Source organism: Vibrio sp. (assembly GCF_050299255.1).
Lineage (GTDB): Bacteria > Pseudomonadota > Gammaproteobacteria > Enterobacterales > Vibrionaceae > Vibrio.
On sequence record NZ_JBNKVP010000080.1, the window covers coordinates 1 to 15233 of the forward strand.

At 50.2% G+C, this 15233-nt stretch carries 12 protein-coding genes and 1 pseudogene; 12 read left to right on the top strand and 1 reads right to left on the bottom strand.

From position 1 onward, the window contains the following. From ACQY6F_RS15935 to ACQY6F_RS15990, 12 genes are all read left to right on the top strand, one after another. On the top strand, positions 1-1735 hold a 1735-nt coding region (locus ACQY6F_RS15935; RefSeq protein ID WP_428775805.1), incomplete at its 5' end, for a chemotaxis protein CheA. A 68-nt stretch (positions 1736-1803) separates the two neighbouring features. Continuing rightward, positions 1804-2280, top strand: a complete 477-nt coding sequence (locus ACQY6F_RS15940) for a chemotaxis protein CheW (RefSeq protein ID WP_428775822.1) — start codon at positions 1804-1806, stop codon at positions 2278-2280. Further along, positions 2280-2744, top strand: a complete 465-nt coding sequence (locus tag ACQY6F_RS15945) for a chemotaxis protein CheW (protein ID WP_428775807.1) — start codon at positions 2280-2282, stop codon at positions 2742-2744. Before ACQY6F_RS15940 ends, ACQY6F_RS15945 begins: the two co-directional genes overlap by 1 nt. Positions 2745-2757: 13 nt before the next feature. Continuing rightward, positions 2758-5166 (top strand): aerotaxis transducer Aer2, encoded by a 2409-nt coding sequence (gene aer2 / locus ACQY6F_RS15950; RefSeq protein WP_428775809.1) that lies wholly within the window; start codon positions 2758-2760, stop codon positions 5164-5166. Continuing rightward, positions 5151-6011 (top strand): CheR family methyltransferase, encoded by an 861-nt coding sequence (locus tag ACQY6F_RS15955; RefSeq protein WP_428775811.1) that lies wholly within the window; start codon positions 5151-5153, stop codon positions 6009-6011. Before aer2 ends, ACQY6F_RS15955 begins: the two co-directional genes overlap by 16 nt. Positions 6012-6023: 12 nt before the next feature. Beyond that, complete coding sequence (locus tag ACQY6F_RS15960) at positions 6024-6662, top strand: chemotaxis protein CheD (RefSeq protein WP_428775813.1); 639 nt, start codon at positions 6024-6026, stop codon at positions 6660-6662. Beyond that, positions 6662-7720, top strand: a complete 1059-nt coding sequence (locus ACQY6F_RS15965) for a protein-glutamate methylesterase/protein-glutamine glutaminase (protein WP_428775814.1) — start codon at positions 6662-6664, stop codon at positions 7718-7720. The genes ACQY6F_RS15960 and ACQY6F_RS15965 overlap by 1 nt, the downstream gene beginning before the upstream one ends. A gap of 38 nt (positions 7721-7758) precedes the next feature. Further along, positions 7759-8922, top strand: a complete 1164-nt coding sequence (locus ACQY6F_RS15970) for a methyl-accepting chemotaxis protein (protein ID WP_428775815.1) — start codon at positions 7759-7761, stop codon at positions 8920-8922. 15 nt (positions 8923-8937) lie between these two features. Continuing rightward, on the top strand, positions 8938-9237 hold the full coding sequence (locus ACQY6F_RS15975) for an STAS domain-containing protein (RefSeq protein WP_428775817.1): 300 nt from the start codon (positions 8938-8940) through the stop codon (positions 9235-9237). Positions 9238-9252: 15 nt separating this feature from the next. Beyond that, positions 9253-10938, top strand: a complete 1686-nt coding sequence (locus ACQY6F_RS15980) for a SpoIIE family protein phosphatase (RefSeq protein WP_428775818.1) — start codon at positions 9253-9255, stop codon at positions 10936-10938. A 136-nt stretch (positions 10939-11074) separates the two neighbouring features. Then, positions 11075-12754, top strand: coding sequence for a DUF342 domain-containing protein (locus ACQY6F_RS15985; protein ID WP_428775819.1), 1680 nt, complete (start codon positions 11075-11077; stop codon positions 12752-12754). A 279-nt stretch (positions 12755-13033) separates the two neighbouring features. Continuing rightward, the gene (locus ACQY6F_RS15990; protein ID WP_428775821.1) at positions 13034-14428 is read left to right on the top strand and encodes a glycoside hydrolase family 1 protein; all 1395 of its coding nucleotides are present in this window, start codon (positions 13034-13036) and stop codon (positions 14426-14428) included. Positions 14429-15146: 718 nt separating this feature from the next. Here ACQY6F_RS15990 and ACQY6F_RS15995 read toward each other — a convergent pair. After that, a pseudogene (locus tag ACQY6F_RS15995) lies at positions 15147-15200 on the bottom strand (hypothetical protein); the annotation flags it as partial. Positions 15201-15233 lie beyond the last annotated feature (33 nt).

Here is a 15233-nt window from a genome sequence, read left to right on the forward strand (position 1 = left end):
CACTGATGCGGCAACAACACCAGATGAGCAAGAGCTGCCGCCATTAGTCAACATTGGAAACAGTCAATGGCTCGGCAAATTTGTTCCCCATCAGGAAATGTTCTTTAGCGGTAACGACCCGCTGCGTATCTTACGTGAATTGCAGGAATTAGATGCTGCCTGTCAAATCGAATCAGACCTCAGTAAATTACCTGAGCTGCCAGAACTGGAGCCTGAACTCTGTTTTGTCAGTTGGCAGTTTACCCTGCCGGGCACGGTAGACGAGGGGGATATCCGTGAAATTTTTGAATGGGTTGAAGATGAGTGTGATCTGGAACTGACCCTTTTGGAACAACCGGTAGCGGACCCAGCCGGCGAAGAAGCGATAAGTGATCAGCTGCAACCACCGGTCCTGCCGGATGACAACACCGCACCGGTTTTGCAGGCCAATTCTGCACTTAATCCTGCGACGGAAGCCGTCTCCGCTAGCGTGGCTGCAACGGCAGATAGTAAAACCGCCCCACCAAAAGCAGGTAAATCAGACTCCAGCGTTAACTCTATCCGCGTTGATATCGACAAGGTAGACAGCCTGATTAACCTGGTTGGAGAGCTGGTGATTACCCAGTCGATGCTGAACGAAATTGGCAATGATTTCACTCTGGACAAATTAGAGAAACTCAAAGCGGGCCTGGCCCAGCTGTTACAGAACAGCAAAGACCTGCAAGAGAATGTGCTCAATATTCGTATGTTACCCATGAGTTTTGCATTCAGCCGTTTTCCCAGATTAGTGCGGGATTTGTGTGGCCGGCTGGAGAAAAAAGTCGACTTGCAGATCAGAGGTGAACATACCGAGCTGGATAAGACGGTGTTAGAGCGCATCGTCGACCCTCTGGTGCATCTGGTCAGAAATGGTATCGATCACGGCATTGAAAAACCGGAAACCCGCCGCAAGCAAGGCAAAGACGAAGTCGGGGTGATCGTGCTCAATGCCTATCATCAGGGTGGCGCGATCGTGATTGAAATCAAAGACGATGGTGCCGGGCTGGACTGCGATAAGCTCTGGCAGAAAGCCGTTGAGAAAGGCGTACTTGCGGCAGATGTGCGTCGCGAAGAGATGACCGACAAACAGATCATGAACCTGATATTCGCTCCCGGTTTTTCTACGGCCGAACAAGTTTCTGATATATCGGGCCGGGGCGTCGGGATGGACGTGGTTAAACGCAATATTGAAGAGTTGGGTGGCCATATCGAAGTGGAGTCCACACTGGGCCACGGCAGTGGCTTTACAATCAATTTACCCCTGACGCTGGCGATACTGGATGGACAGCTAGTCAAAGTGGCCGGTGAAGTTTATGTGATCCCACTGCTGACCATTGTCGAGTCGATTCAAGTCGACCCGAGTTGTTTAAAACTCGCGTCCGGCGGTATCGAGCTATACCGGTTAAGAGACGAAAATATCCCGATTCTGCGGTTGCAGGACGAACTGGAAATGGGCGCCAGTGGTGAGCTGGAAAATCACATCCTCTGTTTTGTCGAAGCGGCAGGCACCCGGGTCGGATTGCTGATTGATGAGCTGCTGGACCAGCAACAAGTGGTGATTAAAAGCCTGGAATCTAATTACAGCAAAGTAGCAGGCATATCGGGCGCCACCATTCTGGGTGATGGTTCCGTCTCGCTGATACTGGATATTCAGGGCCTGATAACCGGTTACCTGAAACGTAGTCACGACATCAACCACAAGGGAATTGCCGCCTAATCTAAGGAGTGCGAATGGACACGCAACAACCGATTCACTCAGTCTTCAAGGGAGATACCGAGGCGTTAATGGCGCAAGTCGACGACCAGTCGAGTGAAAGTGCGGATTTTCTCAGCTTCAGGCTGGATAACGAGCTGTATGGCGTGGCGATTAGCGACGTTGAGGAAATCCGTGTCTGGGAGCGTCCGACGCCCATTCCTCGTTCACCGCATTTTGTAAAGGGCGTTATCAACCTGCGGGGCATGATAGTGCCGGTTGTCGACTTAAGGCTGAGGTTTTCCATCGGTGAAGCTGATTATACGCCGGTCGCTGTGGTGATCGTACTGCGTACCCGGTCGGGAGAGCAGCAGCGTTTAATGGGTCTGGTCGTGGACGCGGTCAGCGATGTGGTAAGCCAGGGGGCGAACGAACTGTACCCTGCCGTCGGTGAGTCTTCAGTGACGCCTTATCTTCAGGGACTGATTAACGTTGGCGACCAGGTGATGTCACTACTCGACAGTGATGAGCTGCTAAATATTGACCAAATTCTTAAGGCAGGCGACTAATGGCTACGGAAGAGTTTTTGAGCTTTGAATTGGATGGTGACGAGTACGCGGTTCCCATTCTCGACGTCAGGGAAGTGCGTGGTTGGAGCGAAGTGCGTCAAGTGCCCAATTCACCTGAATTCTTATTAGGTGTACTGGAAATCCGTGGTGAATATGTGCCAATTGTCGACTTGCGGATGAGGTTTGGCCTAAAACCCGCAGAAATCAGTCCTACCACAGTGGTGATAGTTCTCAATGACAGCGACCGGAATCCATTGGGAATTATCGTTGACGCCGTTGCGGAAGTTTACCAATTGAGTGCTGGAGAAATCAAACAGGCACCCAGTGTTATCGAATCAGTGAAACAACCATATATCAAAGGGATCGCAGCAGTAAAAAGCGGCCACCTAATTTTAATCAACCTGGAAGCTCTGTTTGATATCGCTGAGCTGAATCAGGTTGCAGACGAACAAGTCTTAGCATAATAAGAGGTGACTCATGGCATTTTGGAATAGAAAAACGCAACCGGAGCGTCAATATACTGTACCAGCGACGGAATTAGATTCTGCTGACCAAATTGTGGCGGAAGAGGAGGGGATCTCTCACTCCCAACTGATGAGTGCGCTGGATGCTGCCCGCACCGCTTTGATGATGATCGACCGTGATTTTAAGATTACCTACCTTAATCATCAGTCACTCGAACTGCTCAAAACTCACGAAGCGTTATTTCAATCGGTATGGCCAGGCTTCAGGGCGGAAGAAGAATATTTGATCGGCTACTGCATCGACGGCTTTCATGTCAATCCGGCCCACCAGCGTCAGTTGCTGGCGAATATCGCCAACTTGCCTTATGTGACCACAATAGATATCAAAGGGGTGAAAATTGAACTGAATGTTGGTGCCATCATAGATGCCTCTGGTAATTATGTCGGCAATACCCTGGAATGGTCAGATGTAACCGAAACTCTTAAGCAGCAACACGAAATTGCCCGCTTGCAAGCGGCGGTTGACCAGGCGCAGACCGCAATGGTTATGATCGACCGGGATTTTCTGATCACCTATGTGAACAAGCAGACCATCAGTTTATTTGAGACCCATCAGGCGACGATGCGGACGGTATGGAGCGGCTTTACGGCCAGTGAAGAGTGGCTGATGGGCCGCTGTATCGATGAGTTTCACCGCAATCCTGCCCACCAGCGTAAGCTGCTGGCGGATCCCAATAACCTGCCGTACAGCACCGATATTTCGATTGGCGATTTGAAAATAGAGTTGAATGTGGCCGCGATTACCGATGCCAAAGGTAACTATATCGGCAATACGCTGGAGTGGCACGATGTCACAGCCGAACGAGCCAAGGAAGAGCAGATCGGCCGGCTGGCCTCGGCAGTGGAAGGGATGACCACAAACCTGATGATGGCTGACAGAGACGGCGTTATTCAGTACCTGAATCCATCACTGCAAACGTTACTCAAAAGCCGGGAAAGTGAGCTGAAAAAGGTATTAACGGGCTTTGATGCCGATAACCTGGTGGGGCAAAGCATCGACATTTTCCATAAAAATCCTAAACACCAGCAGGCGATCATCAACAATCCGGACATGCTACCGTTCTCTTCCAATATCAAAGTGGGCCCGCTGGAGTTTAACCTCACCTGCATCGCCATGTACGACGGAAACAGTAACTATATCGGCCCGGCATTGCAGTGGGTGGACATTACCGAACAGCAGGACGGTCAACGTCAGGTAGAAGCCTTAATTCAAAAAGCCATTAACGGTGAACTGAACGAAAGAATAGACACATCCGTTTATAACGGCTTTATGCGTGAGCTGGGCGATGGCATCAACAGTCTGCTCGATACTCTGGTTAAACCTTTAGGCCAGTGTATCGATGTCATGAGTCAGGTCGCGGACGGCAATCTGAATAATACGATGGCGGAAGACAATCAAGGGGAATTTGGCCGGCTGTCTAACGCGGTTAACACATCAATACTCAATCTGCGCAATATGGTGGACAAAATTACCAATTCTGCGGCCAGCGTTGCGACTGCGTCTACCGAGATTGCCGAAGGCAATAACGACTTAAGTCAACGGGTAGAAGCGCAGGCGGCCAATCTGGAAGAGACCGCTGCCAGCATGGAAGAGATGACGGCAACGGTGCGACAGAATGCCGACAACGCCAAGGGAGCCAATACCTTATCCGATGATGCGGCGCAAAAAGCCCGTAAAGGGGGAGAAGTGGTTGGCCAGGCGGTGGCGGCAATGTCGGAAATCAATGCCGCCAGTAAGAAGATTGCGGACATTATCGGGGTCATTGACGAGATCGCTTTTCAAACTAACCTGCTGGCTTTGAATGCGGCAGTGGAAGCCGCGCGAGCAGGCGAACAGGGACGCGGATTTGCGGTAGTGGCCGGTGAAGTACGTAATCTGGCCCAGCGCAGTGCAGGTGCGGCCAAAGAGATTAAAGGCCTGATCAATGACAGTGTAGACAAAGTGGATGAAGGCTCCCGCCTGGTTGACGAATCCGGTGCGACGCTGAATGAAATAGTTGATGCGGTTGCGAAAGTATCGGATTTGATTGCCCAAATCGCGTCATCCAGTATCGAACAGTCTACCGGTATTGATGAAATTAACCGCGCCGTATCGACCATGGATGAAATGACCCAACAGAATGCGTCTCTGGTTGAAGAAACGTCAGCCGCCAGTCAATCACTGAAAGAAGAAGGGCAGGAGCTGCTTAACTTGATGAACTTCTTCGTAACCGACAACCAGACAGTGACGTTGGAGGCGAACAAGCTGAATTCAACGAACAGGTCTGACAGTAAACAGAACATACGGGAAATACGCTCGAACAAGGTGGCAAATTCTAGCTTCAAACTTGAAGAGGAAGGCGACGAATGGGAAGAGTTTTAACTCAAAACCAGTCTGAAGACCTGCCAACCGCTCAGGAGTTTGAATTCACTGCGCAGGACTATAAGTACATCCAATGGTTTATGCATAAAACGGTCGGTATCTACCTGTCCGACCGTAAACGAGCCATGGTGTATGGACGGGTCAGTCGTAATCTGAGGAAACGAGGGTTAACTCGGTTTAGCGAGTACCGGTTATTGATAGAGAGTGATGAAAAAGAGCGGATCCACTTTATCAATAGCCTGACGACGAACAAAACTGAGTTTTTCCGCGAGTATCACCATTTTGAGTTTCTGGAAAAAATACTGTTGCCGGAACTGCACAAACGAGGACAAAAGAGCTTCACCATGTGGTCTGCAGGATGCTCCACCGGCGAAGAACCTTACAGTTTTGTCGCATCACTTTACGCTTCGGGCTGTTTTGACTGGTGCAATGAAATCAGCATCCTGGCCAGTGACCTGGATACCATGGTACTGGAAAAAGCCCAGTCCGGCGTTTACAGCGATGAAAGTGTGACTTCGATACCGCAGCAATATCTGAAGCCGTGTTTTGTGAGAGGCAAAGGTAAGCAGGCAGGAAATTTCAAGATAGCCAAAGGCTTGCAAAATCTGATTGATTTCCGACAGATCAACCTGTTGGACAAGTGGCCAATGGACCAGCAGTTTGACCTGATCTCATGCCGAAACGTGATGATCTATTTTGATCAGGAGACCCAGATCAGTTTGCTTACCCGTTTTCACCAACAACTGAAGCCAGGCGGTGTGCTGCTACTCGGTCACTCGGAAAGTGCCGGTGGCTGCGCAGACCTGTTCCGACACCTCGGACACACCATCTACATCAAACAGTAAAGCGGATACTAAATGGCGGCGATTGAAACCCATGATCTCAAAGCGACTGAGTTTAAACGCTTTTATCACTCCAGGCGTGGCGTGCACATCGTAAAAGTGCCGCCCGGTGGAGTGTATTGCAGTCGTGAGAATGAATTAATTTGTACCGGCCTTGGTTCATGCATTTCTGCCTGTATGTGGGATGCGGATAAGAAAGTGGGCGGCATTAATCATTTTCTGCTGCCGTTCAGTTCGGTTGCACAATTGCGCCACTGGCATGCCGACGAACTCCTGTCGACCGCCTCCCGCTATGGCAGTCATGCGATGGAAATGCTGATCAACGAATTAATCAAGCTTGGCGCAGAGCGGGAAAAACTGCAGGTGAAACTGTTTGGTGGTGCGCAAATGCTTGGTTATAAATCATTGATTGGAGAGAAAAATATTGAGTTCATTCTGAGCTACCTCCAGCAAGAAGGTTTCGACATCGTGGCAATGGATCTGGGCGGAGAACATCCGCGAAAAATCATGTTTAATCCGACCAATGGCCGGGTGTGGTTAAAGCGGATACCGTTTAATGAAGTCACCAAGCTGCGGCATCAGGAAGAAAGGTACGCCCACCAGTTGGATGAAGAAAGTCACAAGCAGCATGACAGTGACGTGGAGCTATTTTAATGAGCCAAAAAGTCAAAGTAATGGTCGTCGACGATTCACCGGTATACCGCGCATTGCTGACGGAGATCATCAACTCTGATCCTATGCTGCAAGTCGTCGCTACGGCAGAGGATCCCTATCAGGCCAGGGAATTGATTAAGCGGCACAGTCCGGACGTGCTGACATTGGATGTTGAAATGCCCAAGATGAGTGGCGTGCAATTTCTGAAAAATCTGATGCGACTGCGTCCCATGCCTGTGGTGATGATATCCACGCTGACCCAACATGGTGCCGAAGCGACCTTAGCGGCTTTAGAATTGGGGGCGGTGGATTATTTCCCCAAACCGACCATGGAAAATCCTGCTGAACTGGTTAACTACAAACGGCAGGTTAATGAAAAGATCAGGATAGCCGCCGGGGCTAATGTTCAGGCTGACAGCGGAGTCAAAATGGAACTTCTGCAACCACCGGCATCGAGCCGGGGCCAGTCTCATTGTCAGTTGATCGCCATCGGCGCATCAACCGGGGGCACAGAAGCCGTGAAACAGGTGATCAGTGCTCTCCCCGCCGCCATGCCGCCTATTATTATTACTCAACATATCAGTGCTATGTTTACGCCATCATTTGCCCAGCGACTTAATGAGAGCAGTGCGATAGAGGTAAAGGAGCTGACCGCTGCAAAAGCGCCGCTGATCAATGGCTGTGCCTACCTGGCTCCGGGGAACAAACACATAGTAGTAGAGAAGCAGGGGCCTCGTCTCTATGTCGCATTGGATGACAGGCCGCCGGTGAATCGCCATAAACCCTCGGTCGACGTTATGTTTGATGCAGTTGCAGAAAGTGTTGGCAGTCGGGCGATGGCGGTATTGTTGACCGGGATGGGCCAGGACGGCGCCAAGGGAATGCTGAAGATGAAACAAAATGGCGCCATGACCCTGGTGCAGGATGAAAAATCCAGTGTGGTGTGGGGCATGCCCAGAGTCGCTTATGAATTGGGGGCTGCTCAGCAGGTGGCAGATTTAAAAGATATTGCCAGACAAATCTACCAGCACGTGTACCCCAATATGCGTTTAAGCTAATGGAATAGCAGATAAGAATATTACAGCTGAGGCCGCTTATGGATGCGAAAAAAAGTACGAGCAAAAGGTGGGTTGGAGGCGTCATCGCCCAGGTGATTCTGTTTACTGTGGCAATGAATTACGCATCACAGCTTTGGCTCGCAATTGCCATGGCGGTGGTTGCGACGATTCCCTGGCTGCTGTTTCCGCGTGATAAACCCAACGTCACGCCGGAGCCCGAGTGGTTACCGTCTGAAGAAAAAGCCGACAACAAAGACACTATGGGGGAACTGCAGACCGTGCTCAGTAAGGTCGTCAGCCAGGTTTCAGAGCCGCTGGAACACCAGCATAGTGTTATTGACGAGTCAGTGGAAACACTCAACAACAGCTTCTTTACATTGCAAAGCATTGCGGAAAACCAGAGTCAGATTTCAGAAAACCTGGTCACCAATTTACTGGGAAATCAGGGCAGCGAATACGACCTGACCAAAGTGCTGCCGGAAACTGAGCGGATTATTAATGCCTTTGTCCAGACTCTGGTCGATGTGTCCGAGAAGAGTATTTCAGCGGTACACAGTATTCACGATATGTCCGATAAGCTTACTCAGGTCTTTAAGCTACTGGAACAAGTCCGTGGCCTGTCAGAACAGACCAATTTGCTGGCTCTGAACGCGGCGATAGAAGCCGCGCGCGCCGGAGACGCCGGACGTGGCTTCGCGGTGGTGGCGCAAGAGGTACGCAATCTCTCCACCAAAGCTGAGGAACTGAATAGCCAAATTGAGAGCGAAATCAGTACCGCGCAAAATACCGTCAAAGACGCCAACAGAATCGTCGGTGATATGGCATCAATCGATTTGACTGAGACCATAGAATCAAAAGAGAAAGTTGACCATATGTTGCAAGGGGTGCAGCAGAACAATCTGGAAATTCAGCAGGAAGTGGAAAACATTCGTCGTTTGGGCAGCCAGCTCAACGAGCAGGTAGACAACGGTATCCGGGCGCTGCAATTTGCCGATATCGCTGACCAGCAAGGTGATTACGCCAGAACGACAATCAACTATCTGCAGCAAACGGTTGATCTGTTGCAGCAACATGTACAGGGGCAACTGTCTGCACAACAGCTGCGCGAGCGGATGGCTGAACTGGCAGAGCAGGTTGTCAATCGTGATGGCCCGGCGGCAAGCCAGGTCAGTATTGAAGAAGGCGAAGTGGAACTGTTCTAAAGCTAAGGAGAGGTTATGTCGGTACAAATTAAAGTGGATCGGGAAGACAGGCATGTCACCATCTCGGTTGAAGGCGCATTTGGTTTTAACCTGGTGCAGGAGTTTCGTCGAAGCTACACCGATCGAAAAGATTTCAAATTTACCCTGGATCTGCGCAAAGTCGATTATATCGATAGTGCGGGGCTCGGTATGCTGCTGAATATGCAAAACTATCTTGACCAGGCAGACAAGGCGATCCGAATCACCAATACCTTGCCACAGGTACGTAAAATACTGATGATTTCTCGCTTTGATAAGAAGTTCCAAATCGACTGATCAGGGCTGATAGCTATGCATGTATTAATCGTGGATGACCACTTCAGCAACCGCGAGCTTTGCCGTGTGATGTTGCAATCTGTTGCTTCCCGTGTTGAGCTGTATCAGGATGGTCTGAGCATGCTGGAGGGCCTCAGGCAGATGCATCAGGTACCTGATTTAATCCTGCTTGATGTGATGATGCCAGGCAAAGATGGCTTTGCCATCGCAGAGGAAGTTCGCCGCGAATTTACATCGGTATACATTCCAATCCTGTTTCTTACCATTCTTGATGACCAGGAGACTTTCCAGCGCTGTCTCTCTGTTGGCGATGACATCATATTGAAACCGCTTGAACGCAATGTGCTGGTGGCCAAAGTGATGGCCCACAACCGTATTGCAAAAATGCACCGGGAAGTGGCGTTGCAAAGAGACGAACTGCAGCGCTTTCAAGAACAGGTGAAGTACGATTATTCGATTGCCGATTCCATTTTTACCAACCTGATAGACGAAATGAGCTCACAGATGGAATACATCAGTGGGCTCAGGTACGTCTCGACGCCTTCTACCGTGTTCAATGGTGATCTGATTGTGGTCGCGCGCAGACCTCACGGCGGCGTGTACGTGATGATAGCGGACGCCACCGGGCATGGGTTGCCTGCTGCGATCTCGGCTATCCCCGCCACCAGGGCTTTTTTTTCCATGGCCCACAAGGGCTTGCCACTGGGAGAAATCGTTGCAGAAATTAATAATGCACTGGTGAAGTTTTTACCGTTAGGCATGATGCTGGCCGCCAGTGTCTTTGAAGTGCGTGCCAACGGCGTGGAAGTCACCTGGTGGGGAGGCGGATTACCAGAAGCCTATTTGATCGATGCCGACGGCACTATTGTCCAGCGATTAGTATCATCACATATGCCCCTTGGCGTGCTTCAACCGGAAGAGTTTGAAGCCAACCTGGTCAACATGCGTCTGGAGCCGAACCAACAGATTATCTGTTATACCGATGGCGTCACCGAGGCCACCAACGACGCTGGCGAGCAGTTTGGTCAGCTTCGATTAGAGCAGGTACTGGAAAACAGTCGCGACATTATTCCGAGCTTGTATGAGAACGTACGCCAGTTTGCCGGCAAGCAGAGTGGTGATGACCTCTCCATTCTGGCGATGAAGTTTCCAATTTCAGACGGCACTACCCTCGCCAGTGAGGCTGAGCCAGTCGTGCCTAGCTCAATACCTTATTCGGCGAGATTGCTGTTTCCGGGTGACGTACTGCGTGAGACAGTGATTATGAATGAAGTGCGCCACTATCTGTTAAGTATTATCCGTGGTGGACAGCATTTAGACCTGATCTGTTCTGTGTTGTCGGAACTGTTTGCCAATGCCATTGACCATGGCTTACTCGGGCTCGAATCAAAAATTAAAGAACAGCCGGACGGATTCTTTACTTATTATCAGTTGCGGGAAGAGCGACTGGCCATTTTGTCGCCGGAGGCCTGGGTATCGCTGGAACTGGATTATTGCCCGGACAAAAGACGTTTGGTCATGACAATGGAACAGAGTGACGGCGGATTCGACTATCAACATACGGTAGGTTCTGGCCAATACAAAACCCATGGCCGCGGATTGGTGCTGGTACAAGAGCTGTGTGACTCCATTCAATACTGCAATCAGGGACGATCTGTTACGGTAGTTTACTCCTTGAATTACCAACATCCTTTTTCCTAACTCTGTGTAATATCTATTTACACTGTAAACCTGGCAGAGGGAGTGATGTGAGCCATAATTTGCGCTCTTTGCAATAGGGTCTATGCACTAAATCTAATACACTGTCTGAAAATGTGAGGTTACTGCAGGATAAGCAATGTGGCATAAGTTCGTTTCGATGTGTGATGAGCAAACGCGAGTGATCGCCAAACTGTCACCTGATATCACCGTCGACAGCAATTTTGGCAAGCAAGGGTTAGAGCAAGCTTTAGTTGCTATCGGGGCGGGCGAATTTTATCTTAAGGAAGAGGCCGTCAGTCTATTTATTAACTGCGCCAGAGAGATGAAAAGTGATGCCTATACCGGCATCCCCATTGCTGAGGTTCGTGATGCGGCTATTGAGGTCGAACTCGGCGATTTGGACATGCTGGCCACCGTGCATGTTACCGGTGCTTATGGCGGCAAACCACTAACCGCACCGCAAATTATTCAGGCATTGGCGAAAGCCAACGTCATTAAGGGTATCAACAAACTGGCACTGAAAAAAACCTTGCTGGTCAGCCAGACGCTGAAAGCCGGTGAAGTATTCCATCAGCCGGTCGCCCAGGGGCGGATGCCGATTCAGGGCGAAGATGCCCAATTTGTTCCACTGGTTGAAGACATTTCCAAGCAGATCCTGGCTCCTAAGACGCAAAATGAAACGGGAAAAGTGGATATGCTCAACTTGGGCGAAACCATCAGCGTGGAAGAAAATCAGCCGTTGATGAAGCGTATTCCGGCTACCAAAGGCACACCTGGTTTTACGGTTCAAGGCCGGATTGTGCCACCCACGCCGGGTAAAGACAGCCTGCTGAAAGCGTCTAAAGGTTCACAAATTTCCGCCACCAACCCCAACTTGCTGGTGGCATCACTCGCCGGTATGCCTTTAATAAAAGAAAAGTCGGTCGAAGTTGAAAATGCGCTCTGCCTGCCCGCTATTGGTGTCGCCTCCGGCCATGTTAAATTCAAAGGTAACGTGGTCGTGATCGGCAACATAGAGTCGGATATGAAGGTACGGGCCACCGGATCCATCACTGTCGGCGGATTTATCGAGTCGGCAGATGTGCAGGCGCAGGGTGACATAAAAGTCGCCAAAGGCATTATTGGTCACAATGTGTCAGAAGGTGAAGCTAAAAGTTGTACCGTAAAAGCGGCTGGCAGCATAACGGCAAATTACGCGCAGTTTTCAGACTTGCAGGCCGGGGCAAATATCGAGTTATCCGTACACTGCATGAACAACGAATTGCGTTGCGGTGGTGATCTGGTCGTGAGTGATACTAGCGGCCGTCAGGGCACGCTCAGCGGTGGACGGGCTCTGGTGGGCGGTAAAACCAGCTGTGTTAATCTAGGGGTCGAAGGCGACACACCAACTTTTATCCAGGGTTTTGCGCGTTTTAGTAACGTGAAAGATAAATTGCTCAAGTTGAAAGCTGACTATAAGCTCGCTCAGGAAGGGACTATGGAGGTGATTCGTCGTGAACTGGAATTTAAGAAAATTCCGAAAAGTGAACGTAGCGATGAGCAGGAGCAAGAGCTGGAGCACTTCAAACAGCAAGCCAATCAAAAGCTCACGGCAGCCAAAAACGCCGTTGATGTGTATGAAGGGGACTTCCAGACGATGTTAGAAGAGTTCACTATCGTTGCCAGCAATAAAGTCTACTCCCACGTGACCGTGCAGTTTGATGATGAGCGAATCACCACCCGGCGGACTCATGGCCCGAGCGAGTTTAGCTTTAACCAGTACGAAATAAAGTGTACATCTAAACTGGGCGACGAAGCGATCACCGAGGAAATGTAATCAAGCGGCCAAGGCCGCTTTTTTCTTTTGTACTCAAGGATGTTCAGATTGTTTGGCTGTATATCAGGTCGCTGTTGGCCCGCGCAATGCGGGCTCAAGAATCAAAGAAGCGTAACCCAGCCAGTGTGCCCAGCCGGTTTGGTCTATATTGACGAAAGCGCCACTTTCAAGATCAGAGTATGACCTACTTCAACCCTAAGCCTACCGACGACATCGCGGCTTGACCGGTGGGGCAAGTTTGTTTCGTATTTCGTAACTCTTACCGTAAGGATATTTATTGTGAGCAAACCATTTCCAGACGCATTCTTGTGGGGCGGAGCCATTGCCGCTAACCAGGTGGAAGGAGCATTTGATCAGGACGGCAAAGGTTTGTCGACCTCAGATATGTTACCAAAAGGTATCCTCAATCCTCACCAGAGCCGGGAAGCGCGAACGCCGGGCATCAAAGATGTGGCGATTGATTTCTACCATAGGTATCCGGAAGACATTGCTCTGTTCAAGGAGATGGGCTTTAGTTGCCTGCGCCTTTCGATTGCCTGGAGCCGTATTTTCCCCGATGGCGATGAGGAGAGTGCCAACGAAGCCGGGCTGGCCTATTACGATAAAATATTTGATGAGTTGGCTGAGCAGGGAATTCAACCGTTTGTGACTCTGTCTCACTACGAAATGCCTTATAATTTGACGGAAAAATATGGCGGCTGGGCCGACCGGCGCTTAATCGACTTTTTTGCCCGTTATGCCTGCTGCGTATTTGAACGCTATCAGGATAAAGTTAAACTGTGGCTGACTTTCAATGAAATCAATATGTCCTTGCATGCGCCGTTTACCGGGGTCGGCCTAGACGAGCATGCCTGCGAACAACAGATCTACCAGGCGATCCATCACCAGTTATTGGCGAATGCCAAGGCCGTCAACTTATGTCATCAGATTATTCCCGACGCTAAGGTTGGTAATATGCTGCTGGGAGCGATCAACTATCCCTATACCTGTAACCCGGATGACGTGCTGGCCGCGATGCACGAGAACAACAAATGGCTGTTTTTTGGCGATGTACAGACGCGAGGCAAGTACCCGGGGTATATGCTGCGTTACTTCCGCGACAATAATATTAGTATTGAGATGCAGCAGGGCGACCTCGACCTGCTCGCCAGTGCCAGTGTCGATTTTATTTCATTTAGCTATTACGCCAGCGGCTGCGCCAGTGCCGATCCGAAGCAGAAAGAAGTGGGCAATATTGTCGACAGTGTGCCTAATCCCTATCTGGAGAAGAGCCAGTGGGGCTGGTTGATCGACCCGAAAGGGATTCGGATCCTGCTCAACTTGCTGTATGACAGGTATCAAAAGCCGCTGTTTGTAGTGGAAAATGGTTTAGGGGCTCGCGACGAAGTCGATGCCAATGGTCAAATTGTGGATGACTACCGAATTGCTTACCTCAACGACCACCTGGTGCAGGTACGCGAAGCGATTGAGGACGGGGTCGAGTTGATGGGCTTTACTTGCTGGGGGCCGATCGATCTGGTGGCGAACTCCACCGGCGAAATGAGTAAACGCTACGGATTTATCTATGTCGACCGTCACGATGACGGTAGTGGTACTCTGATCCGGACCCGGAAAAAAAGCTTCTACTGGTACCAGAAGGTCATCAGCAGCCAGGGGGCGGTGCTTAAGCCCTAAGCGGTAAACCAAACGGCCTTTTGCGTGAATAAGGCCGTTGACCTGGTCATTTTATCGGGTGACCAAAAAGACAAAAGCTGGCGATATGCCAGCTTAGACGTTTTAGAGGTACTAATTTGTTTTGTTGCGCGCGGTTTTGTTCGTGTCTTTCCAGTATTGAATACGAACTCGATGCAGCTGCGCTCTTCTGATTTTTTTCATCCATTTCCTCACTATTATTACAACAGCGGCTCGTCATTGAGCCTGCACTGATAGCCAAACAAGGACCGAATCAATTTAGCTTGCGCTGTGGTTGCGCTCTACGATCTGAATCACATTTGTAGCGTTCTTGTTCCATCGAATTGAGCGAAAATTGGACCGGTAGCACACTTTCACCACCAACCAATGACTCCAGTGTAGTTAACTCTGCCGGCTTGTCTAGTCGTGTTACTGAGATACAACAAAAACTTAACCCTGCTGTCATGAATCGTATTTATCGTGGAATCTCACTAAAAAACAATAAAGTCAAACCTTCAAGGAGCTAAGTCATGTCACAGCGTGATAAGCAAGATTCCCAGTTCAGCCAAATGATCGAGGCGCAGTTATCACGTCGTCGATTCATGTTCACGACTGCAGCGGTAGGTGCCGGTGCTTTTCTCGCCGCAAACCCGATCACTAAAGCGATGGCGGCGATGGGCAGCAGAAAATCTCCGAGGGCGACATCCGTCTTGAGACCTCCGCACTTGCCCAGAAAGAGGACCGCCGAGGGCTGTACGGCGCTCAGGAGATCCATGATCGTGGCCGCGTTGGGGCTCCCGATCCCGTA